This is a genomic window from Hymenobacter qilianensis, assembly GCF_014638675.1.
Classification (GTDB): Bacteria; Bacteroidota; Bacteroidia; order Cytophagales; family Hymenobacteraceae; genus Hymenobacter; species Hymenobacter qilianensis.
Genome location: NZ_BMFN01000002.1, coordinates 1014858 through 1036449 on the forward strand (window position 1 = coordinate 1014858; position 21592 = coordinate 1036449).

General features: G+C 57.0%; 16 protein-coding genes. 9 read left to right on the forward strand and 7 right to left on the reverse strand.

The features are described from left to right. Nucleotides 1–191: 191 nt before the first annotated feature. The 3 genes from IEW06_RS11980 (at nucleotide 192) to IEW06_RS11990 (ending at nucleotide 6626) form a co-directional block, all read left to right on the forward strand. Nucleotides 192–1640 (forward strand): MBL fold metallo-hydrolase, encoded by a 1449-nt coding sequence (locus tag IEW06_RS11980; protein WP_308422011.1) that lies wholly within the window; start codon nucleotides 192–194, stop codon nucleotides 1638–1640. A gap of 128 nt (nucleotides 1641–1768) precedes the next feature. Further along, the gene (locus IEW06_RS11985; RefSeq protein WP_187732730.1) at nucleotides 1769–2995 is read left to right on the forward strand and encodes an exonuclease SbcCD subunit D C-terminal domain-containing protein; all 1227 of its coding nucleotides are present in this window, start codon (nucleotides 1769–1771) and stop codon (nucleotides 2993–2995) included. A gap of 190 nt (nucleotides 2996–3185) precedes the next feature. Next, a complete protein-coding gene (locus IEW06_RS11990) occupies nucleotides 3186–6626 on the forward strand; it encodes an SbcC/MukB-like Walker B domain-containing protein (protein ID WP_188548332.1) in 3441 nt (1146 codons plus the stop codon). 93 nt (nucleotides 6627–6719) lie between these two features. Here IEW06_RS11990 and IEW06_RS11995 read toward each other — a convergent pair whose 3' ends face one another. Together IEW06_RS11995 and IEW06_RS21010 are read right to left on the reverse strand one after the other, a co-directional pair. Continuing rightward, complete coding sequence (locus IEW06_RS11995) at nucleotides 6720–7781, reverse strand: DUF6687 family protein (RefSeq protein ID WP_187732733.1); 1062 nt, start codon at nucleotides 7779–7781, stop codon at nucleotides 6720–6722. Nucleotides 7782–7857: 76 nt separating this feature from the next. Further along, entirely contained in the window at nucleotides 7858–8178 is a 321-nt protein-coding gene (locus IEW06_RS21010; RefSeq protein WP_373285363.1) for an HNH endonuclease, read from the reverse strand. Nucleotides 8179–8460: 282 nt separating this feature from the next. On the opposite strand from IEW06_RS21010, the gene IEW06_RS12000 reads away from it, so the two are divergent. The 4 genes from IEW06_RS12000 (at nucleotide 8461) to IEW06_RS12015 (ending at nucleotide 12861) form a co-directional block, all read left to right on the forward strand. Beyond that, complete coding sequence (locus IEW06_RS12000; RefSeq protein ID WP_187732734.1) at nucleotides 8461–8910, forward strand: hypothetical protein; 450 nt, start codon at nucleotides 8461–8463, stop codon at nucleotides 8908–8910. Nucleotides 8911–9106: 196 nt separating this feature from the next. Continuing rightward, entirely contained in the window at nucleotides 9107–9415 is a 309-nt protein-coding gene (gene trxA / locus IEW06_RS12005; RefSeq protein WP_187732735.1) for a thioredoxin, read from the forward strand. A gap of 221 nt (nucleotides 9416–9636) precedes the next feature. Then, complete coding sequence (locus IEW06_RS12010; RefSeq protein ID WP_187732736.1) at nucleotides 9637–11988, forward strand: TonB-dependent receptor; 2352 nt, start codon at nucleotides 9637–9639, stop codon at nucleotides 11986–11988. Between the two features lie 21 nt (nucleotides 11989–12009). Then, the gene (locus IEW06_RS12015; protein WP_188548333.1) at nucleotides 12010–12861 is read left to right on the forward strand and encodes a DUF4249 domain-containing protein; all 852 of its coding nucleotides are present in this window, start codon (nucleotides 12010–12012) and stop codon (nucleotides 12859–12861) included. Nucleotides 12862–12944: 83 nt separating this feature from the next. On the opposite strand, the gene IEW06_RS12020 is transcribed toward IEW06_RS12015, so the two are convergent. From IEW06_RS12020 to IEW06_RS12030, 3 genes are all read right to left on the reverse strand, one after another. After that, complete coding sequence (locus IEW06_RS12020; protein ID WP_188548334.1) at nucleotides 12945–13763, reverse strand: purine-nucleoside phosphorylase; 819 nt, start codon at nucleotides 13761–13763, stop codon at nucleotides 12945–12947. Nucleotides 13764–13947: 184 nt separating this feature from the next. Beyond that, nucleotides 13948–15708 carry a signal peptide peptidase SppA gene (gene sppA, locus IEW06_RS12025; protein WP_188548335.1) on the reverse strand — a complete coding sequence of 587 codons (1761 nt, stop codon included), beginning with the start codon at nucleotides 15706–15708 and terminating at the stop codon, nucleotides 13948–13950. Nucleotides 15709–15787: 79 nt separating this feature from the next. After that, nucleotides 15788–17119, reverse strand: a complete 1332-nt coding sequence (locus tag IEW06_RS12030) for a replication-associated recombination protein A (RefSeq protein ID WP_188548336.1) — start codon at nucleotides 17117–17119, stop codon at nucleotides 15788–15790. Between the two features lie 192 nt (nucleotides 17120–17311). Between IEW06_RS12030 and IEW06_RS12035 the strand changes: the two genes are divergently transcribed. Next, nucleotides 17312–18232, forward strand: a complete 921-nt coding sequence (locus IEW06_RS12035) for a DMT family transporter (protein ID WP_188548337.1) — start codon at nucleotides 17312–17314, stop codon at nucleotides 18230–18232. 62 nt (nucleotides 18233–18294) lie between these two features. Here the strand turns inward: IEW06_RS12035 and lpdA are convergent, their stop codons facing one another. Then, nucleotides 18295–19689 carry a dihydrolipoyl dehydrogenase gene (gene lpdA / locus IEW06_RS12040; protein WP_188548338.1) on the reverse strand — a complete coding sequence of 465 codons (1395 nt, stop codon included), beginning with the start codon at nucleotides 19687–19689 and terminating at the stop codon, nucleotides 18295–18297. Between the two features lie 220 nt (nucleotides 19690–19909). On the opposite strand from lpdA, the gene IEW06_RS12045 reads away from it, so the two are divergent. After that, nucleotides 19910–20104: a hypothetical protein gene (locus IEW06_RS12045; RefSeq protein WP_187732740.1), complete on the forward strand. Its 195-nt coding sequence runs from the start codon at nucleotides 19910–19912 to the stop codon at nucleotides 20102–20104. Nucleotides 20105–20256: 152 nt separating this feature from the next. Here the strand turns inward: IEW06_RS12045 and IEW06_RS12050 are convergent, their stop codons facing one another. Further along, nucleotides 20257–21501 (reverse strand): NAD(P)/FAD-dependent oxidoreductase, encoded by a 1245-nt coding sequence (locus tag IEW06_RS12050; RefSeq protein ID WP_187732741.1) that lies wholly within the window; start codon nucleotides 21499–21501, stop codon nucleotides 20257–20259. Nucleotides 21502–21592: the final 91 nt, after the last annotated feature.

A 21592-nucleotide genomic window follows, 5' to 3' on the forward strand; every position in this document is an offset into this window, starting at 1 on the left:
TCTGAGCAGTGCAATCAGAACGCTGGAAACGAGCCAACATGCTGAATCAGTTAGTATTCAAGCTCATCCGAACAGGATCTTACACTTAATTTAACCAAGCATTCGCTTGACAATCATTTGCTTAGTGGTTAAACTTAGGTTGGTTTTTTACAGTTTCTGTCAGAGAAGACCGCGCCTTCTTATATTTGAAAATGAGCGCCGGCCTAACCGCCGGCCGCATCTCCGCTACGGAGGGCGCCGCCTCGCCACCACAACCTACCACCATGAGCCCCTTGCCCAGTAGTACCGGGTCGGTACAGATTCAACAGTTTTATGATAAGGGCCTTGCCCACGCCAGCTACATTATCCGCTCCGGCCGCCAAGTGGCCATTATCGACCCAGCCCGCGATCCGCAACCTTACTACGACTTCGCCGACGAGCACGACGCTTCCATCGTAGCCATTATTGAGACGCATCCGCACGCCGACTTCGTCTCCTCTCACCTCGAAATAGCCGAGGAAACCGACGCCACTATTTATTGCAGCAAGCTGGTAAAAGCCCTTTATCCACACCAGTCCTTCGACGATGGCGACCGTATCACATTGGGTAATGTGGAGCTGCATTCCCTGAACACGCCCGGCCACTCGCCGGACAGCATTTCTATTTTGCTGATAGATGAAATGGGCCAAACCCGCGCCGTATTCACGGGCGACACGCTTTTTGTGGGCGACGTAGGGCGGCCCGACTTGCGCGAGGAAGAAGCCGTGAGTGGCCACAAGCGCGAAGAGCTTGCCGGCCTCCTCTACCAAAGCACCCGCCAGAAGCTGATGACTTTGCCCCCCACAACGCGCGTGTATCCAGCACACGGCCCCGGCTCGCTCTGCGGCAAAACCACCAGCACCGACCTGGACAGCAGCATTGGCAAGGAGTTGAAAACCAACTATGCCCTGCAACCCATGTCGCAGGAAGAGTTTATTAAAGTGCTTTTGGAGGATCAGCCGTTTGTGCCCAAGTATTTCGGGCATGATGTGGTACTGAATCGCCTCGGCGCTCAGCCGTTTGAGGATAGCGTGCGGGCTGTACCGCGCGTGCATTCGGCCACCGAGCTGGTGCCCGGCACCCTCATTATTGATACGCGGCCGGCTGCTCAGTTTCGGGCCGGTCATTTGCCGGGGGCCATTAATCTGATGGACGGGGGCAAATTTGAAACCTGGCTGGGCTCTATAGTTGGGCCGAAGGAGAAGTTCTACCTGCTGGCCGACACTCAGATTGCCCTCGATACGGTGATTCGCAAATCGGCCAAGATTGGCTACGAAACCAACATTGAAGGCGCGCTGCTCACGCCCTCTCAGCTCCCGACCTCCAGCCCCGACCTCGACCTTGCCCGCGTGCGCGAGCGCCCCGACAATTTTACCATCGTGGATATTCGCAACCGTGCCGAAACTGAGCAGCCTATTTTCCCGGAAGCCCTAAAAATTCCGCTCCCGGAGCTGCGCGAACGAGCCCATGAAGTACCCACCGACAAGCCGATTCTGGTGCACTGCGCCGGTGGCTACCGTTCGGCGGCGGGCAGCAGCATTTTGCAAGTGGCCCTGCCGCAAGCTGAAGTATTCGATTTAGGCGAAGCCGTGACGGAGTTTCAGTCGCAGGCGGTGCATTAGTCGAGCCTTCTTAAAGACTTATTAGAGTAAAAACGCTGAGTCGCGCTGAGGTCATTTTATGATCTCTGGCGCGACTCAGCGTTTTTGTGCTGTGGGAACCTCCCGTTTGCGCTTTATCTTTGAAGTCTATGCGTGTACTACATACCGCCGATTGGCACTTGGGCCAACGCTTCAATGGCGGCCACGAGCGCACCGAGGAGCACCGTCACTTTCTGCGCTGGCTGGTCGAAACCATTCAGACGCAGCGCGTGGAAGTGCTGGTGGTGGCCGGCGACATCTTCGATACCGGCTCGCCCTCCAACGCGGCTCTGGAGCTTTATTACTCCTTTCTGCTGCAAATGCAGGCCACAGCCTGCCGCGACATCGTGCTGGTGGGCGGCAACCATGATTCCCCGGCTACGCTCAATGCACCGGCTCGCCTACTCCGCCATTTGCGCGTGCACGTGGTCGGCTGCGTACCCGATTGTTTTGAAGACCAGGTAATTGTACTGGATAACGCCGATGGCAAGCCGGGTCTCGTGGTGTGCGCTATCCCCTTCCTGCGCGACCGGGATGTGCGCCTGTCGGTGCCCGGTGAGGAAGCCGAGGAGCGGGAAGCCCGTATTCGCCAAGGCATTGCTGATCACTATTCGCGCATTGCGGAGGTAGAAATCGTGTGGCAGCTGAAAGCGGCCGGCGTGCCCGTACTGGCCACTGGCCACCTCTACGCGGCCGGAGCCTCACCCTCCGATTCAGAGCGCACCATTCATGTCGGGAACCTGGGCCAGGTCACCGCCGACCACTTCCCAACGGTGTTCGACTATGTGGCTCTGGGGCATTTGCACCGCCCGCAGCGAGTGGGCGGGCGCGAGCATATTCGCTATTCGGGCTCGCCTATTCCGCTGTCTTTTTCTGAGGTAGATCACCCCAAGGAAGTATTGCTGCTGGAATTTACCCCCCAGAGCCTTGCTATCGAAGCCGTGCCCGTGCCCGGCGCGCGGCGGCTGGTTCGCTTCCACGGCCCGCTAGATGAAGTGCTGGTGCGCCTGGCTGCTTACGAAAACACTGGCTACCAGCTACCTGCCTGGGCCGATGTAGAAGTTCGCTCTGAGCTTTCGCAACTGGAAGTAGCTGAGCAGCTCCTGGCCGTCATCACCCAGCTCGACCGCACCCAGCTGGAAGTGCTGGCGCGCCGCCACTTCCGCATGCTTACGCTCCGCCCTCTTGGCGAGGAGCCCGAACCGCTCACCCGCAGCCTCCACGATTTTACTGAACGCGAGGTATTCGAAAAACGGTTGGAGGAAGAGCCGGAAGAAGCACGGACGGAATTACTGAGCGCCTTTGATGAGTTGTTGGAATTGATGCGGCAAGGGTAGAAGGAAAGCGTATTATCCATACAATAAAAGGCTACACAAAAAGCAAAGTTTTACAAGAACATCATGCAGAGCGCCGCGAAGCATCTCGCATGCTTAAGTGAGAGTAGTAATCAGACGTCAGCACGCAAAATGCTTCGCGGCGCTCTGCATGACCGCCTGTCGACTGTCTGCTATTTGAGTTTATAAGTACATGAAAATACTCCGCGTCCGTTTTTCCAATCTTAACTCGCTGCGCGGACAGCACGAAATTGATTTCAGCCACTCGCCTCTTTCCGACGCGGGCCTATTTGCTATTACTGGCCCCACGGGCGCGGGCAAAACCACGATTCTCGACGCTATCACGCTGGCTTTGTATGGGCAGGTGCCGCGCCACGAGGGCGGCGTGGAGCAGGTGATGAGTCATGGAACGGGAGAAAGCTGGGCCGAGGTAGAGTTTCAGGTGAATGGGCGCCGCTACCGCTCGAAGTGGGGTCAGTATCGGGCCCGCAAGAAAGCCGAAGGCAAGCTCCAGGACTCGCGCATGGAGCTAAGTGAAGAGCCCATTGGTCCGACTGCTGATGCTTCTGATGAAAATTGGCCCATTATTGAGAGCTACAAATCCAGGGTGCCGGCCCGGGTGGCGGAGCTGAGCGGTTTGGAGTATCGGCAGTTTTTGCGCTCAGTGCTGCTTGCTCAGGGTGAGTTTACGCGGTTTTTGAAGTCAACCGCCGGTGAGCGGGCGCAGCTGCTGGAGAAGATTACGGATACGCGCAAGTACTCTGACATTTCGGTTTTTGCCTTCCGAAAAGCCAAGGAAGAGGCCCAACAGGTGGAGGTGCTGCGGACAGGGCTGGCGGGCGTTACGCTTTTCTCAAATGAAGAAGTAACAGCCATCGAAACCGAAATGGCGGCTATTGAGCAACAGGCGCAAACCAGCGCAGCCGCCCAGCAAAATCTACAGGAAGCCCAAACCTGGCTCACCAAGCTTGCTGACTTAGCTACCCGACAGCAGCGGGCCCAAACAACGCTGGCTACTCTCGCCGCTGAGGCGGAAACGTTAGCTCCTTTGCGTCAGCGCCTAACTGCGCACGAGCAGGCACTACCCTTCCGTACGCCGTGGGAATTGCTGCAAGCTGCCGATACCCGGTTGCAGCGGATGCAGCACGAAGCCACCCAAGCGCGGGAGCAGCGCCCACAGCTGCAACAGCAGCTAGACGCCGTGCAGGCTAGCCGAGCCACGACGCAACAGGCCCGCGACGAGGCTCTGGCGAATCAGGAGGAGCAAAACCCGAAGCTGCTGGAGGCGGAAAAGCTGGATGCCGTTATTCAGGCTGAGGAAGCCCAGATCACAAAGGAAAAGCAGGAATACGAACAGCGCAACGAGCAGTGCAAGCGGCAGAAGGCGGAATACGAGCAAGCCACTTGCCAGACACGCCGTCTGGGTGAGGAGCTGAAAGAACTTACCGCCTGGCTCACCTTGCATAGCCGCCGAACTGAACTACCCAACATCCGGCCCCAACTTGGCAGTCACCTGGAAGATCTGGCCGACGTAGACCGGGAGCTGCAAGAGCTGACAACCCAGCAAAAAGCTCAGAATTTGGCGCTGCAACAAGCCCGGCTGCTAGGCGCGCAGGCCACCACCCGCCAGGCCGATGCTGAAAAGCAGACCACCGAATTAGCAGCTGCCCAGCAGCAAACAGAAGCGGAGCGCGACACCTGGATGGCGCGCTTGCAACAGTTTGCAGCAGGCTTGCAGGCCCAGCACGCCGACCAGGAAAAACACCTGGCTGATTTGCGTAAGCTGCTTCAAGCCCAGCAGCTGATCTTAAGCCATGAGGAAGCGCGCCGCTACCTGGTAGCCGGCGAGCCGTGCCCCTTGTGTGGAGCCGCCGAGCACCCATTTGCGTTGGGCGCACTAGGTGTTACCACTGACTCTTTGCAGCGTGATAAAGAGCGGGAGGAATCGTTGGGCCAACAGGTTAGAGCCCTGAATGGACGCGTGCAGAAGCTGCTGACGGCGGCGGGCATGCTGGAGAATGCTGGGGGGCAAATTTCGGCGGAGAACCTACAAATTCACCGTCCGCTGACAACGGAGGAGGAAGAAATGGCCCCCAGGCAGGCGCGGGCCCTGGCGCAGCGCCTGCGTGAGTTGCAGGAGCAGCACCACGCGGCCATGGTGCTTCGCACCAAAGCCCACGGGGAGCAGCAGCTGGCCAGCGAGCAAAAGCGGCAGGCGGAAGCAAAGCTGAATGAGCTCACCGAAAAGCTGGAAGATGCCCGCGACCGGGCTCCCAAGATTCGGGAGCAGGTAAGCAGTATGCTGGCGTATTTCCAGCTCACCTTCACGGGCGATAATGGAGCAGCCCTGATGGGGCAGCTAGAGCAGCTTACCACGGAGTATGAGCAGCAAAAAGAGGCGATACATAAGGCCGAAAGCCAGCGCGCCGCTGCTCAGGCGCAGGGAGAAGAGCTAAAAAAAGCATTGGCCGAAACGCAGGAATGGCTTACTACCCGCAAAGCGGAGCTGGTGCGCCACCACGAGGCAATTCAGCGGCAACGCCAGCAGCGGCAGCAGTTCTTTGCCGGCCTGCATGTAGCGCAGGCACGCCAGCAGCTGATGGATACTGTAAAAGCTCTTACGGATGCCTACGAGCGGAGCCACCAAACATTCTGTGAGCACGAAAGCCAATTATCCCGCACCGATGAGCGGCTGCGGCAGTTGGAGCAGGAAACAGCCCGCGAGCAGCAGGAGCGCGACCAGCTCTACACTAAGCTGATAGCTGACCTGCAAGCCGCAAATTTACCCCCCAGCCCGGAGGAGCTACGCACGCGCCTCCTTCCCGACGCCGAAGCGCGCCGCCTCTTCGATCAATTGCATACGCACGAGCGCGCCTTGCTCACCACGCAAAGCACACTTACGGAGGCCCTTCAGCAGCTGGATCTGGAGCAGCGCAAAGAGCTAACGGCTGAATCAGCGGAGGCAATACGGGAGCAACTGCGCGCGGCGGAGCGAAACCTGGCTGACCTGCACCAGCAGCTTGGGCAGCGGCGGCAGCGCCTCCACGACCACCATCAGGGACTGGCTCGTCACGCTGAGCTGGCAGCTACCCTGGAAAAGCAGCAGCAGGAAGCCAAGCGTTGGCGCCAGCTGGCGGAGCTTATCGGTTCGGCTGATGGCAAGAAGTTCAGCGAGTTTGCCCAGGGCCTCACCCTCACGCGTCTCACGGAGCTGGCCAACCGCCACCTCACCCGCCTCACCGACCGCTACCGCATCGCCCGCAACCCGCACGAGTACCTCGATCTGCTGGTCGTGGACCATTATCAGGCCGACAGTACCCGCTCCATGAGCTCGCTTTCCGGGGGCGAAAGCTTTCTGGTGAGCTTGGCGCTGGCGCTGGGCTTATCGGAGTTGGCTGGCCACAAAACCCAGATTGAGACGCTGTTTATCGACGAAGGCTTCGGCACCCTCGACGCCGATGCGCTGGAAGTGGCCCTCACTGCCCTCGAAATTCTGCAAGGCACGGGCAAGATGATCGGGATTATCTCGCACGTGGAAGCCTTGAAAGAGCGCGTAACCACACAGATTAATGTGCGCAAAGGTGTAGGGGGCATTAGCACCCTGCGCGTGGTTGGGTTTGGGGAAAGTGAGTAGCCATGCGCGGAATTCAGCTGAGGAGGGGAACTAGCTCTAGCTTTCTAACCCTAATTTCGCAGCACCAAATTCAGGTCACTTATTTGCAGCTTTTTACTCCTTCTCGGCCGCTTTCATCTCGGCCCACGTCCAATAGCGGCGGGGCGTAATACTCGCATAGCCTTTTCGGAAAAAGGTCACTACTTCCCGCTCCATCGTTTCGGCATCAATAGAAGAAATTTCGATTGGCCGCTGGTCGGGGTCGGCGTAGCGCTGGGCTTTGCTGAGCTTTTTGCCCCCCAGGCGCAGTAGCGGGCCCGTATCGGTGATGGCGTCGAAAACCCAGGCGCTGGGGGGCTTTTCTTGGCTAGTCAGACGCTCAGCTAGGGCGTTGAGCGGCAGGCGCGGCAGCGTGGGCCGCGATTCCAGGTCAATCCAGGTGGTGTACTTGTATTCCAGCTCGTAGCGCCGGTCATTGTAGCAACTTAGCACGATATCGAAGCCAGCAGTGGGGCCGAACAGGGCGTAATACGGCAGCGGCTCGGGCGTGTGCACAACCACCAAACCCAGCTCCGGGTAGCGCACGAGGCGCGTAGCAGAGCTTTGCATCACCTCGATAGCACTGCGTATCCGCGCGTATTCAGGTTCCCAGGCGGCGCGCCCCAGCTCCGGGTTTTCCAGAATGTCGCCGAAGGCAGGCAGAAACCAGGCGAATTTCTCGGCCGAAGCTTCGGCTTCGTTGCGTCGCAGAGCCGGCGCACCGAAGGGCGGATAAAACAGCTCCTTTTCCCTGGCATTGAGCCAGCAAACCAGCTTCAGAGCATCATCGGCCAGCGGATTAGTCCAGTCCAGTTCGCGGAAGTCGCCGAGCGTGGCTACCAGACGCAGCAATGGCTCGTGGAGCAGAGCTAACGCGGGATTGAGTAAACTCCACACGCCCACGAAACCATCCACGTCAAAATGGTTGGCACTCACGGCCTGTGCTTCCATCCCTGGCGTGTGGGGCGCACGCAAAGCTTTGAGCACCGAGCCAGCGCTGGTATCGTCGCGGAGGGCGACGGGCGTGGCGGCTCCGCGCCAGTGGGCCAATACCAGCGCCGCCCGCAGGCCCGTACTATCGACTAAAATGGTGGGCTGGTGCTTCGCCTTCGCGTAGGGAACGAAATAATGCGCCAAAAGCAGAACCTGTTGAGTGGAGATTGAGGAATTTCAAGAGCGAGAACAACTTCTCTCCTGAAACGATGCGCGCAGGTTAGCGCCGCCGCCGACGATTGGAGATATGCTCTATACGACTACGACGCACCCAATGCAAATATTTTTGAAGCTCCTCCGCTTCCCGCAAAGCCTCAACTGAAAAATATTTTTTAGCCAGCTCCCGGTTGGTGAGCAGCAGGTGTACGGTACTATGGCAAGGTTGGCAGAGAGCCACTGTAGGCCCATGCCGACCGCCTTCTTCACGCGGAATGAGGTGGTGGCGCGACACAAAACGCACATGCCGCTCACATAACTCACACTGAGACTCAGGACTTGCCACAGAATTAGTAGCAACATTTTCAAAGCGCCGACGAGACATAAAATGCAATTATGTAAGAAGTTGGCCCGATGATAGCAGAGAGATTTAGCGGAAGCGTGTTGTAATAAACAAGTTTCACCCTGAATGCTTATACTCGAATAAATTCTAAATCTGGTTTCAGAATCTCAACAGTCAAAACAAGTTCTCATATTTGCTATATTGCTTCTTTTACCATTATTCAGGGTATAATCAACCAATTTACCAACAACTGAAGTTCAAAAATTCATTAAAATAGTTCTAAACACAAATTTTGTCTTTTTCACCTCTTTTACCAATTTCCCTATGCAAACTCTTACTCTTCGCTTACCTCGGCGCTTTGCACTTTTACTGCGGGTCGCTGGTTTTTTCCTGGCTTTGATCTTGCTGACGCCGACCAAGGCCCACGCGCAAACCTGGTTGGTTTCGACCGATGCGTACATCAAATTGGGTGTAATGGACAAATTTGGGCAGTTGGGTACGTACTCCGCTACGTTTATTGTAGTAGATCAAACATCGGGTAGGGAGTATTTGCTAACCAAGGAAGTGGAGAAGGGCAAAAATGGAATAGATGTGCTGTTCCCATCGGAGCCTTCCGAGCCCGAGTACTTTAAAACCGAGAAAGGTGAGGCCGCCCGTGCTGTACCAGGTAAGTATGCCTGGGAGTGCCGGGTAGCGGGAAAGCGGGTTGTTGGGGGGCGTTTTGAGCTTCCTGCGGTAGCCAACGATGTGACGGTAGTGGATAACCGCAAATAATTCGCTTTTTTTGTTTTCTCCTTTCCTCACTTAGTACTAGCCCGGCGTTGCAGCGCCGGGCTTTTTTTGTGTGTCTGTGGTAGCAACGCGTCCCTTTTTGGTCGCAATTGCGTAGTAACAGGTTGGGCTGGGGGGCTTTTTGCTCGCCTGGCGGTTACTTATTTTCATAGTTCCAGCGTCGTTTATACCTCAGATCATGCCTAAAAAGTCTTTCGCCGAACTCATCAGCAGCCCCGGAATGCCGGTGCTGGTCGATTTTTATGCCGACTGGTGCGGCCCCTGCAAAACAATGGCTCCTATTCTGGAGCAAGTAGCCAGTCAGCACCAGGGAAAAGTTAAAGTGATTAAAGTGGACGTAGATAAGAACCCGGCGGCGGCCCAGCAATTCCGGGTGCAGGGCATTCCCACGCTTATTCTCTTCCACAAAGGCCAGCCCGTGTGGCGGCAGTCGGGGGTGGTGCCGGCCCAGCAGCTTAGTCAGGCTATCGGGTCTGTGATTCAGTAACGCACCAAATTTGCCCCCCAGCCGCCTTTTTTTCTTTTCGGCTGTTATCCCGCTGTAAAGTGGGCTAGCTTGTTTTGTGGCTATTACTCTCAGACCGAGAAGCTTCGTTTGTCAACCTGCCCAGAGCCAAGCACTTGTCTTTTGCAGTTGTTATCTTGTTTTTGTCTCCAAATGCCTTCCAGCCCGCATAGTACATTTATGATCCTGTTCGTTGTCAAGCTATGCGTGTAGTAGTACCCTTTGTTCAGTCCTTACTCTTCTTACTGATTCTGTGCACGTTGCCCCAGCTAGCATTGGCCCAGGCCACCGTTACGCTGAGTGGCTTCGTGCGCGACGCCACTGATCAAGGCGTGTTGCCGGGCGCCTCCGTGGCCGTGCCGGCTCTAAATACGGGCGTAACGGCCGATGAGCGGGGCTTTTATTCCCTGCCCCTGCCAGCGGGGCGCTACACAGTGGTTATCTCCTTCATCGGGTACGAAACGGTGACGCGGGAGATAAACGTGAATCGTACGCAGCGCATTTCCTTTGTTTTGCCGCTGGCCGCCAATGAGTTGGGCGAGGTGATAGTAGAGGGCTCGGGCACTTTGGAGCAAAAGCTGCAAACCACCCAAATGAGCGTGGAGCGCCTCACCACCCGCGAGGCCAAGCTGCTGCCGGCCTTGTTTGGGGAAGTCGATTTGCTGAAAACCTTACAGCTCAAACCGGGAGTGCAGAATGGTGGCGAGGGCACCAGCGGTCTTTTCGTGCGCGGCGGCTCCTCTGACCAAAACCTGTATCTGCTCGATGAGGCAGTGGTGTACAATCCTTCGCACTTGTTTGGGCTGTTTTCGGTGTTCAATCCGGATGCCGTGCAAAGCGTGGATTTATACAAAGGTGGCTTTCCGGCACAGTTTGGGGGGCGTTTGTCGTCGGTGGTGGATGTGAAGCTGCGCGAGGGCAACACCAAAAAGCTGGGGGTGAGCGGAGGTCTTGGCCTCATTTCCTCGCGCCTCACAATGGAAGGGCCCATTGTAAAGGATAAAGGCTCTTTTATCGTGTCGGGGCGGCGCACGTACTTCGATGTATTTACGCGCCAGATCAATAAGCTGAACGTTGACGATCCGGAGTACAATCCCATTCCCAATTATTACTTCGCCGATTATAACGCCAAAGCCAACTATAAGCTCGGCGCCAAAGACCAGATTTTTCTAACTGGCTACTACGGCCGCGACGTGTTTGGCTTCAACAGCGCGGGCAGCTTCAACTTCGATTTTACCTGGGGCAATACGGTGGGCGCCCTGCGCTGGAATCACGTGTTTTCGCCGAAGCTGTTTGTGAATACCACGGCGTCGTTTACGCGCTACGAGTACGACGTCACTAACAAAATCGACCAGTTTAGCTTCAACCTCGCCTCCGATATTCGCGATATAGCTCTGCGGACTGACTTTGAATACCAGCCCAATGAGCGCCACACGCTTAAGTTTGGCGCCACCGCCACCGACCATATTTTTGGCGTGGGGCGCCTGCAAGCCGGCAGCGACGATGGCCGCCTGGATATTGGCTCCGATGTAAGCTACCGCGGCCAGGAGGCCGCCCTCTACGCCAGCGACAACTTCAAGCCCACCGACAAGCTGCAACTTGAATACGGCCTGCGACTGACCGGTTTCCAGAGTGGCTCCGACCGTTACGCGGGCCTAGAGCCGCGCGCGGCGGCGCGCTACTCGCTTACGCCCAATACGTCGTTGAAAGCCAGCTACGCCCTTATGTACCAATATGTGCATTTGGTCACTAATTCCGGCGCTTCGCTGCCTACTGATATCTGGTACCCATCGCGGGAGTCGGTGAAGCCGCAACGCTCCCAGCAGGTAGCTACCGGGGTGAGCTTTTTGCTTGGTGGGGGGCAATTTTTGCTAACCAACGAGGTGTACTACAAGTGGGCTCAGAATCAGATTGACTTCAAAGATGGCGCCCAGCTGTTCGTGAATCCGGATCTGGATGAGGAGTTTCTGTTTGGCAAAGGCTGGAGCTACGGCAACGAGCTGTATCTGGAAAAGAAAACGGGTCGAACCACTGGTTGGATAGGCTACACATTGGCTTGGAGCCAGCGCAGATTTGCCCCCCAGCGCGGCACGACGGGCATTAATAACGGCGACGACTTCTATCCTACTTACGACCGCCGCCACAACCTCACCGTGGTGCTATTGCATCAGCTCACCGAACGTCTGAACCTGACGGGCTCCTTCGTGTATAGCTCTGGGGCGCCCACTACCCTGCCCCAAGGTCGTTTTGTATTTCAGGAAGTGTACGGGGCTGAAGCCGTGGCCGTACCCATTTACCCCGCCCGTAACTCATACCGTTTGGCCCCCTACCACCGCCTCGATCTGGGCCTAGTTTGGAATATGAAGCCCAACCGCTGGTTCGATGAGTCGGACCTGACTTTTAGCGTTTACAACTCCTATAATCGGCGCAACCCTTACTTCGTGTATTTCGACCAGGTAAAGGACCCCGATACGGAGCAGGTAACCGGCTACCGCGCCCGGCAGGTGTCGCTGTTCCCCATCATTCCTTCCGTCACCTACAATTTCAAATTCTGACCGATGGCTGTGGTTCAATCTATGGGACTTTATTTGAATAACATGCTGACTTTCAGCATCCGGCGCTTATTGCCCCTGGTGCTGCTGGCAGGGCTCGCGAGCTGCGATAATTTGCAGCAGGACATTGACGTGGTCATTCCCGATGGGCCAGCCCAGCTGGTGGTGGAGTGTTATCTGGAACCAAACCAACGCGCCCAGCTCACGGTAAGCGAAACGGCTCCTTATCTGTCATCGCCCATACCGGTGGTGCCGGAAGACGTGACGGTGGTGATAGCGGGCCCAAACCGGCAGCGCGAAACCCTGCTCTATGACCCCGGTTTCAACTTTGTGACCGGCAAAGTGTACACGCACCGGGGCCGAAACCGCCTTCTAATTCAGCCCGGCGATGTATTTACGCTGGAAGCAAAGGATAAGAAAGGTCGGGTAGTGACGGGGACTGCTAAAATGCCCACCCCCGTGCCACTCGATACGGTTGAGTTCAACTTCAACGACCGGCCGGCTCAGCTGCGGGAGGCCATTGTGCTGGCTCGTTTCCGCGACCCGCTGGAAACGCTCGACTTCTACCGCTTCCAGATTCACCGCGACAGTATTTCCCAAGACCCGGAGGTAGACTACACCATTGAAGATCGCCTCAACGAGGGCAAGGAAGTGACGCTGGGTACTGCCTACATTTTCGACCCCGGCGACAACCTGATTATCTCGCTTTATCATTTCGATGAGCCGTATTACCGCTTTCTGCAATCGACTCAGAATGCGCGCAATGCCAACGGCAACCCCTTCGGCCAGCCCGCCGCCGTGCAGTCCACGGTGCAGGGCGGCATAGGCGTATTCACGATTCTGAGCTACGAAAGGCGCTCACTAGTGATTCCGTAAAGCAGCCATACCGCAAACCTTATCATATAAAAAAGCCCCCCAGAAAATATCTGGGGGGCTTTTTTGAAATGTTTAACCAGAATCTACTGGCGCTCCAGCACCGCCCGAATCAGGGCGGTGAGGCGGGGCTCGGCGGCGGCGGCGGCCCGCAGAATATCGGCTATGTCAACCTTCTTCAGCTTGCCGGGCGAGCACAAATCGGTGATGACGGAAATGGCCAGCACGGGCAAATTCATATGGCGAGCGGCAATGACCTCCGGCACCGTGCTCATGCCCACCGCATCGGCCCCGATGGTGCGCAGGTAGCGGTATTCGGCGGGCGTTTCGAGCATAGGGCCAGGCAAGCTGGCGTACACGCCACGGCGCACATAGTTGGTGAATCCCAGGTCGTGGGCGGCGCGCTGGGCCTGGGCCAGCAGCGTGTGGTCGTAGGGCTCCAGCATATCCGGAAAGCGCGAGCCCAGCTCGTCGAGGTTCGGCCCGATGAGCGGATTGGTGGGCAGCAAGTTCAGGTGGTCTTCAATGAGCATCAGGTCGCTCATCGCAAAGTCCGGATTTAGCCCCCCGGCGGCATTGCTCACAAACAGTTTCTGAATGCCCAGCAGCTTCATCACGCGCACCGGAAACACCACCTGTTGCATGGTGTAGCCCTCATAGTAATGAAACCGGCCCTGCATTACCAGCACCCGCCGCCCGGCAAAAATGCCTCCCAGCAGCTTCCCCGAGTGGCTTTCGACGGTCGAAGTTGAAAAGTGGGGCAAGTCGTCGTAAGAGAACTCGTGCTGGATTTCCAGCTCCTTCACCAATGCACCAAGGCCGGTGCCGAGGATAATTCCGAATTCCGGTTGGAAGTCGCCGAGCTGGCGGCGGATAAAGTCAGCGGCTTCGCGCAGTTGCTGCATGGGGGGCTTTTTTGAACAAGAATTAGGGTAAAACGAATAGAAAGCAATTTGCTCAATTTGGTATAATTAAGAATGTCATGCAGAGCGCAGCGAAGCACCGCGCGTGCTGATGTTGCCAAGCTAAACAACTAAACACGCGAGATGCTTCGCTGCGCTCTGCATGACGTTCTTTTAAGAGATTGCGTTACTCAATGTTCATTTCAAACGGCATGCGGGCCTGCACGCCTTCCAGCTTGGTGAGCTTCTGATACTGCTCATACATAGGATAGAGCGGGCCTAGCTCCTGCTTCACCATTTGCTGCCGCGCTTCCAGGCCGAAGCTCTCGAAGATGTTTTCGACAAACGTTTTCTGGCGGGGCAAGCTTTGCAAGCGGTAGTCGCCCTCGTCTAAGTTGGCGCGCCGAGCGGCGATGCTCAGGGCATCCTCAAACGAGCCAAGCACATCCACCAATCCGCGCTCCTTGGCTTCCGAGCCCGACCACACACGGCCGGAAGCGTAGCCGCGCAGCTTTTCTACGGGCATGTTGCGACCCTTGGCGGCTTTGGTGGTGAAGTCGGCGTAGATGCGGTTCACTTCCGCTTGCAGCTGCTGCTGCTCGTAGGCCGAGAGCGGACGCGTGATAGTGGGCAGATCGGAGAATTTGCCGGTCGTTACGCGGTCGGTAGTAATGCCGAGCTTGTCGCGCAGCAAAGGCTGAATATTGGGTAACACGCCAAACACGCCGATGCTACCCGTAATGGTGTTCGGGTGGGCTACAATGGTGTCGCAGGCCATGGCAATAAAATAGCCCCCCGAAGCCGCCACATCCGACATGGAGCACACAATAGGCTTCACTTTTTTGGTCAGCACCACTTCGCGGTAAATAATATCGGAGGCCAAAGACGAGCCGCCGGGCGAGTTCACGCGCAGCACCACGGCTTTCACTCTGTCGTCGAGGCGGGCCTGGCGGATGGCTTCGGCAAAACGGGTGCTGCCGATATCGTTGTTGCCGCCCTTACCGGTCACGATGTCGCCATCGGCATAGATGACGGCAATGCGCTTGGAGCCGCTGCCGCTGGTTTCGTCTTCGCCCCGCTGGTAAGTACCCAGGCTGACGAGGCCGAGCTTTTCGTCCTCGTCCACACCCACTTTCTTTTTCATAAAGCTCAGGGCCTGATCGTAGTAGCCGAGGTTGGTAACCAAGCCGAGGCGCTTGGCGTCGTCGGCGTTGTGCACCAGCATGGAGTCGGAAATCACGCGCAGACGGGCAGGCGCAATTTTGCGCGACTTCGCCACGTGGCTGAGCATGAAGTCGTTCATGGAATTGAGAAACGACGAGGTTTGCAGCCGCGCCGAATCCGACATGTTTTCTCTAAAATAAGGCTCTACCGCGCTTTTGAACGAGCCTACCCGGAAGATATACGGCTCGACGCCCAGCTTCTCAAACAGGTTTTTGTAGTAGTACGTCTCCGAGCTCAGGCCATTAAATTCCAGCGTGCCCTGCGGATTCAGGTAAATTCGGTTGGCGACGGAAGCCAGATAGTAGCTTTTTTCAGAAGCCAGATCATTATAAGCCACCACAAACTTGCCCGACTTTTTGAAGTCAATCAGCTCATTGCGAATCTCTTCCAAGGTGGCCATGCCGGCTTGCACCAGCTCCACGTTCAGGAAAATACCCTTGATGTTGTCGTCGTTTTTGGCGCGCCGTATGGCTCCTTTTATCTGATCCAGGCCACTGCTGGCACTGCTTCCGCCGCCTAGCAGGCTCCCGAGCGACTCCGGGTTCTCCCGCTCTGAAATAGGCTGGTCGAGCTTCAACTCCAGTACCGAGTTTTTGGCTACTTCCACCTCATCCTCGGAGCTGGCGGCCGTCACCAGGATGCCCACAATTATCAAAAAGCCGACGAAGGCAAACGCCATCAGACCGACCAGCGTGGCTAGTACGAATTTAAAAAACTGTCTCATTGGAAAGGGGATTATCTGAGTGCTTAACAAATGTAGAAGGGTTTGGTCAACGAAGCCTCACGCCTTCTTCTTCGCACCATCAATACTCGTATTTTGCCCCCCACCACTGCCGCAGCCGCTCGCGCAGCTTTTGCTCGCTGGCATTGTGGCCGGGGTCGTAGAAGCGGGTGCCGCTGAGGGCCTCGGGCAGAAACTCCTGGGGGGCAAAATTGCCCTCGTAGTCGTGCGAATACTGGTATTGCTGGCCGTAGCCGAGCTGTTTCATCAGGCGGGTGGGCGCGTTGCGCAGCGGAATCGGGACGGGCTGCACGCCTTGCTCCCGCACCAGCGCCCGCGCTTCCCGGATGCCTTTGTAGCTGGCGTTGCTTTTCACGCTGGTAGCCAGATACACCACCGTTTGCCCCAGAATAATGTCGCTTTCGGGCAGACCAATAACCGTGACGGCCTGAAAGCAGCTTTGGGCCAGCATCAGGGCATTGGGGTTAGCATTACCAATGTCTTCGGAGGCCAGAATGAGCAGGCGGCGGGCAATGAACTTCACATCTTCGCCGCCTTCCAGCATCACGGCCAGCCAGTACAACGCCGCGTTGGGGTCGGAGCCGCGGATGCTTTTGATAAAAGCCGAAATAACATCGTAGTGCATCTCGCCACCTTTGTCGTAGCGCGCTAGGTGCTGTTGGGCCAACTCCTGCACAATGGCGTCCGTAATGACTGTTTCGCCGGTTTTCGCGTCTGCCGGGCTGGCTTCTACTACAATTTCCAGCAGGTTGAGCAGCTTGCGCGCGTCGCCGCCGGATATGGTGAGCAGAGCGTTGTACTCGGCCACGCGCACGTTTTTGCGCTGTAGAATCTCGTCTTCAACCAAGGCTTTATCCACCAAACCCGTCAGTACTTCCTTGCTCAGCGGCTCCAGCACGTACACCTGCGCCCGACTCAGCAAGGCCGGAATTACTTCAAACGACGGGTTCTCTGTGGTGGCCCCAATCAGCGTAACTACGCCGCGCTCCACCGCTCCCAGCAACGCATCCTGCTGCGATTTGCTAAAGCGGTGAATCTCGTCAATAAACAGCACCGTACCCGGCCGCGACTTGGCTTTCTCAATCACTTCGCGCACGTCTTTCACGCCGGCATTTATGGCGCTCAGGGCCACGAAGGGCTGTTTTAGCTCGTCGGCCAACAAGTGCGCCAGGGTAGTTTTGCCCACGCCGGGCGGCCCCCACAGCACAATGGATGGCAAACGCCCCCCGGCCAGATAGCGCCGCAGCACACCCTCCGGGCCTACCAAATGCTGCTGCCCGGCGTATTCGGCGAGCGTATGAGGCCGCCGCCGCTCGGCCAGGGGAGCATTTTGGGAAGGCTTGGCGGGTTGGGTCGGAGTAGGTACGGGGTCGAAGAGGGAGCCGGTAGTCATAATAAGTGCGGGAAGAAGTAAAAGTACGCGCAAGTAGAGCGTGCGGCCGAGGTGGTACCACGACTTTTCTCGTCGTAGTACCACTATCGTTGCTGATGCCCGCCAAAGCGCTGGATTGTTCAACGATAGTAGTATTACGAGGCTCGCTGGGCAACTCGTAGTACCACATGGTTACCCGTACCTTTGCGGCCGATGAAAAATTCCCTGCGCGTGCACGCGGCTTTGTTTCTGGTGGCCCTCATTTACGCCGCCAACTACAGTCTTTCCAAGGATGTAATGCCCGAGTACATGGGCCCCTTCGGCATCGTGACGCTGCGTATCGTGGGGGCCGCGCTGTTTTTTGCCGTCCTCAGCCGCCTAATTGCCCCCCAGGACCGCATTCAGGGCCGCGCCGATAACGTGCGCTCCATCATCTGCGGAATCACGGGAATTGGAGTGAATCAGCTGCTGTTTTTCTCGGGACTGAATTACACGTCGCCCATTAATGCGTCTTTGCTGCAAACCATTGCGCCTATCGTGGTGGTCATTGCTTCGGCCGTTTTGCTGGGCGAAAAAATAACGAAGGCCCGCGTGGGGGGCATTTTACTGGGTGCTGTGGGCGCGGCCACACTCATCATGAGCCGTAGCCCCACCGATGCCATTTACCCGAACGCTACGCTGGGCAATATTCTTATTCTGCTCAATGCCACCGCATTCGGCGTGTATCTGGTGCTCGTTACGCCGCTCATGCGCAAGTACAATGCCTTCACCGTGCTGGCCCGCATTTTTCTGGTAGGCGCGATAATAGCGGTGCCTTTCGGCTGGCGCGATGCCCTTACCACCGACTACGCGCACTTCCCGCTTTACATCTGGGCCGAGGTTGTTTATATGGTTTTGTTCCTGACCATTATTGCGTATCTGCTTAATAACTGGGCGCTCAAATACGCCTCTCCTGCCCTGCTCGGCGTGTATATCTACTTGCAGCCGGTGCTGGCCGTGCTTATCGCCGTGAGTTTGGGCAAAGACCATTTCACCTGGGGCCGCGCCCTGCAAGCCGCGCTGATTTTTGGCGGCGTATTTCTGGTAAGCCGCAAGCCAAGGCCCCAGGTACCGCTGGAGCCTGTGTTGGATTAAATGTTAACAAAAAAGCCCCCCAACATTGTGCTGGGGGGCTTTTTTGTTAAAACTGTGTCGACTTACAAGTGAATCACCTCGCCATAAGCCGCCGCCGCCGCTTCCATCACGGCTTCCGACATGGTGGGGTGCGGGTGTACCGACTTGATGATTTCGTGGCCGGTGGTTTCGAGCTTGCGGGCTACCACTACCTCAGCAATCATCTCAGTCACATTTGAGCCGATCATGTGGGCGCCGAGCCACTCGCCGTACTTAGCGTCGAAAATGACTTTCACGAATCCGTCTTTTACGCCGCCGGCGCTGGCTTTGCCTGAGGCGGAGAAGGGGAATTTTCCCACCAGAATATCGAGGCCCTTGTCGCGGGCTTCTTTTTCGGTCATGCCCACGCTGGCAATTTCGGGCTGGGCGTAGGTGCAGCCGGGAATATTCTGGTAGTTGAGCGGCTCGGGGTGGTGGCCGGTAATGGCTTCCACGCAGATAATGCCTTCAGCCGAAGCCACGTGCGCCAACGCCGGGCCAGGCACGATGTCGCCGATGGCATAGATGCCGTCCACGTTGGTTTTGTAGAACTCGTCAACGATGACGCGGCCCTTTTCTACTTTGATGCCCAGCTCTTCCAGGCCCAGGTTTTCGAGGTTGGTTTGCACGCCCACGGCGGAGAGCACTACGTCGCACTCAATTTGCTGGTCGCCCTTGGCGGTTTTCACCGTCACTTTGCAGCCGGCGCCGCTGGTGTCCACGTTGGTTACTTCGGCGCTGGTGAGAATGGTCATGCCCATCTTCTTGAAGGACTTTTCCATCTGCCGCGAAACCTCCTCGTCCTCTACGGGCACGATCCGGGGCATGAACTCCACGATGGTCACCTCCGAGCCCATGGCGCGGTAGAAGTACGCAAACTCAACGCCGATGGCGCCCGAGCCCACTACCACGAGGCGCTTGGGCATTTGCTCCAGCGTCATGGCCTTGCGGTAGCCGATGATTTTCTTGTTGTCGATGGGCAGGTTGGGCAGCTCGCGCGAGCGGGCACCGGTAGCCAGGATGATGTGCTTGGCCTCCACAGTTTCTTTCGAGCCGTCGGCTTTGGTAACTTCTACTTTGCCGGGAGCCAGCAGTTTGCCGGTGCCCGACACCGTTTCGATTTTATTTTTCTTGAACAGGAAGTTGATGCCCTTGCTCATGCCATCGGCCACGCCGCGGCTGCGCTGTACTACTGCCCCAAAATCGTAGCTCGGGTTTTCCACCTTCAGGCCATAGTCTTCGGCGTGTTTGAAATACTCGAATACTTGGGCGCTTTTGAGCAGCGCTTTGGTGGGGATGCAGCCCCAGTTGAGGCAAATGCCCCCCAACGATTCGCGCTCTACTACACCTACTTTCAGCCCCAGTTGGGAAGCCCGAATAGCGGCTACGTAGCCACCCGGCCCACTGCCCACCACGACCAGATCATATTGCAATGCCATATTCTTGTGCTTGAGAAGAGAAGAAAAATTTCGTCCGGAAGGCCAGCCGCCCGAGCCGGGCAAAGATAACCAGCGTTTGTTACTCTCAACAATAAGGTTTTGGAGAGCTGATTTTAAGTTAAAAGCGCGTGAATTTGCCCCCCAGCCGTAGCCTCACCGTACAATACACAACCACGTGACAGCTGGTCCGGTTTGAGCTCCATTTTTACTTTCTGGTGTTATGAAAACCGCCTTACTCTCTTTATTGGGGGCCGCCGCGCTGCTGCTCACTACGCAATGTACCTCCACGCCCGAACAGGAAGCGCCAACCAAGTATAAGTCGACTCCATCGGCGCGCCGGGCCATAGAGCGTGAGCCCGCCGCTCCCCGCAACCTCGACTCCCTCAACACCACCCCACCTGACTCGACGCCTTAAAATTGGCTTATAAAGCTGCCCTCTAGACCGTCATGCAGAGCAAAGCATCTCGCGTGCTGAGGTTGGAGTACTAATCTAATGTCAGCACGCGAGATGCTTCGCTTTGCTCTGCATGACGGCCTTTTTGTGCTTTTGGTGTTTGAATTGCACAATTATTTGCCCCCCAGCAGCAGCTTCACATAGAAACTGGGCTGCCGCAGCCGCTCGCGCAGATTCAGGTCGAGGAACATATTGCTGATGGTTTCGGCCAGCGTAGGATTGTTGGCGGCGCGATTAGCTACCACATTAAACAGCCACGGAAACGCCAGCAGGCGCTGCATCGCCCGGCTCAAGCGCAGTTCCTGCCATAGCCGATTGTATACGGCCGCGTCGTAGCCTTTGAGGAAATCAGCGGAGAAATTATGCGCGGCTAAGGCGCGGCTGGCCCAATCGGCAGCGTGGCGGCCGCTGACCATAGCGTGGCTGATACCTTCACCGGAAAATGGGTCGATGAGGGAGCCCGCATCGCCGAGCAGCATGTAGGCCTCGCCTGAGAGAGAGCGGCGCTTGGAGCCCAATGGTAAGCCGAACCCGCGCACCGGCCCCAGGCGCTCCGCGTCTTTGAATCGCTCGCGCAGGGCGGGGTGCGTTTCCAGGATTTCCGCGAGCCGCTGCCGTAGGTTTATCTTCTTCTGCGACACGGTTTTGCTCAGCATTCCCACACCCACGTTGGCCTGCCCATTAGGCAAGGGAAAAACCCACAAGTAGCCGGGCAAAAACTCTTTGATAAAGTGCAGCTCGATAAAGTTGTCTTTGCTCAGGCCCGTCACGCCCTGATAATATGCCCGCAAACCCGCGCAATGATGGTCAGGCTCCAGTTGATGGCCGCCAATCTGGCGTGCAAACGCTGATTGCGCTCCGTTGGCCACGAGTAGCAGCTTGGCTTTAATTTCCACCGCTCCATCCGAAGTGCGTAAGTGCCAGCGGCCGTCAGCGGTACGCTCGTGGTGGGTGATGTCCACAGATTCCAGCAGCTCGATTTCGGGACGCTGGCGGACTTCATTTACCAAGAAATTATCAAAATCGATGCGCTTGGCGATGTGGCCAGCGGCGGGGTCGGTGGCTTTGTTGAAGTTGGGCCGAAACGGAATACCAAGGCGACGACCGTTGGGCGCAAAAAAGTCGATGCCCCAGGCGGGTAGCTGCGCGGCATCGGCGGCGAGTCTGGGGGGCAAATTTTCGTTGATACGGCGCAGCTCGCTCACTACTTTGCCGCTGAGCGCATCGCCGCAAATTTTGTCGCGGGGGAAGGTGGCGCGGTCGAGCAGCAGGCAGCGCTGGCCGGCGTTGGCCAGGTGCAGAGCCGCCGTAGCGCCGCCCGGTCCGGCCCCCAGAATGCAGATATCAATTTCACGCATAAGTCGGGGGCGAAGGTACGATGCCTTTTGAATGACAAGTAGCTGCCTCGCTCCGATTGGTTAGCGGATAATGCCCAGCCTTACTACCTTC

Coding starts and splice junctions, on each gene's coding strand:
- IEW06_RS12045 (WP_187732740.1), top strand. CDS start 19,910: ATGAAAACCGCCTTACTCTCTTTATTGGGGGCCGCCGCGCTGCTGCTC.
- sppA (WP_188548335.1), bottom strand. CDS start 15,708: ATGAGACAGTTTTTTAAATTCGTACTAGCCACGCTGGTCGGTCTGATG.
- IEW06_RS11980 (WP_308422011.1), top strand. CDS start 192: ATGAGCGCCGGCCTAACCGCCGGCCGCATCTCCGCTACGGAGGGCGCC.
- IEW06_RS12020 (WP_188548334.1), bottom strand. CDS start 13,763: ATGCAGCAACTGCGCGAAGCCGCTGACTTTATCCGCCGCCAGCTCGGC.
- IEW06_RS11990 (WP_188548332.1), top strand. CDS start 3,186: ATGAAAATACTCCGCGTCCGTTTTTCCAATCTTAACTCGCTGCGCGGA.
- lpdA (WP_188548338.1), bottom strand. CDS start 19,689: ATGGCATTGCAATATGATCTGGTCGTGGTGGGCAGTGGGCCGGGTGGC.
- IEW06_RS12030 (WP_188548336.1), bottom strand. CDS start 17,119: ATGACTACCGGCTCCCTCTTCGACCCCGTACCTACTCCGACCCAACCC.
- IEW06_RS11985 (WP_187732730.1), top strand. CDS start 1,769: ATGCGTGTACTACATACCGCCGATTGGCACTTGGGCCAACGCTTCAAT.
- trxA (WP_187732735.1), top strand. CDS start 9,107: ATGCCTAAAAAGTCTTTCGCCGAACTCATCAGCAGCCCCGGAATGCCG.
- IEW06_RS12035 (WP_188548337.1), top strand. CDS start 17,312: ATGAAAAATTCCCTGCGCGTGCACGCGGCTTTGTTTCTGGTGGCCCTC.
- IEW06_RS12010 (WP_187732736.1), top strand. CDS start 9,637: ATGCGTGTAGTAGTACCCTTTGTTCAGTCCTTACTCTTCTTACTGATT.
- IEW06_RS12015 (WP_188548333.1), top strand. CDS start 12,010: ATGGGACTTTATTTGAATAACATGCTGACTTTCAGCATCCGGCGCTTA.
- IEW06_RS21010 (WP_373285363.1), bottom strand. CDS start 8,178: ATGTCTCGTCGGCGCTTTGAAAATGTTGCTACTAATTCTGTGGCAAGT.
- IEW06_RS12050 (WP_187732741.1), bottom strand. CDS start 21,501: ATGCGTGAAATTGATATCTGCATTCTGGGGGCCGGACCGGGCGGCGCT.
- IEW06_RS12000 (WP_187732734.1), top strand. CDS start 8,461: ATGCAAACTCTTACTCTTCGCTTACCTCGGCGCTTTGCACTTTTACTG.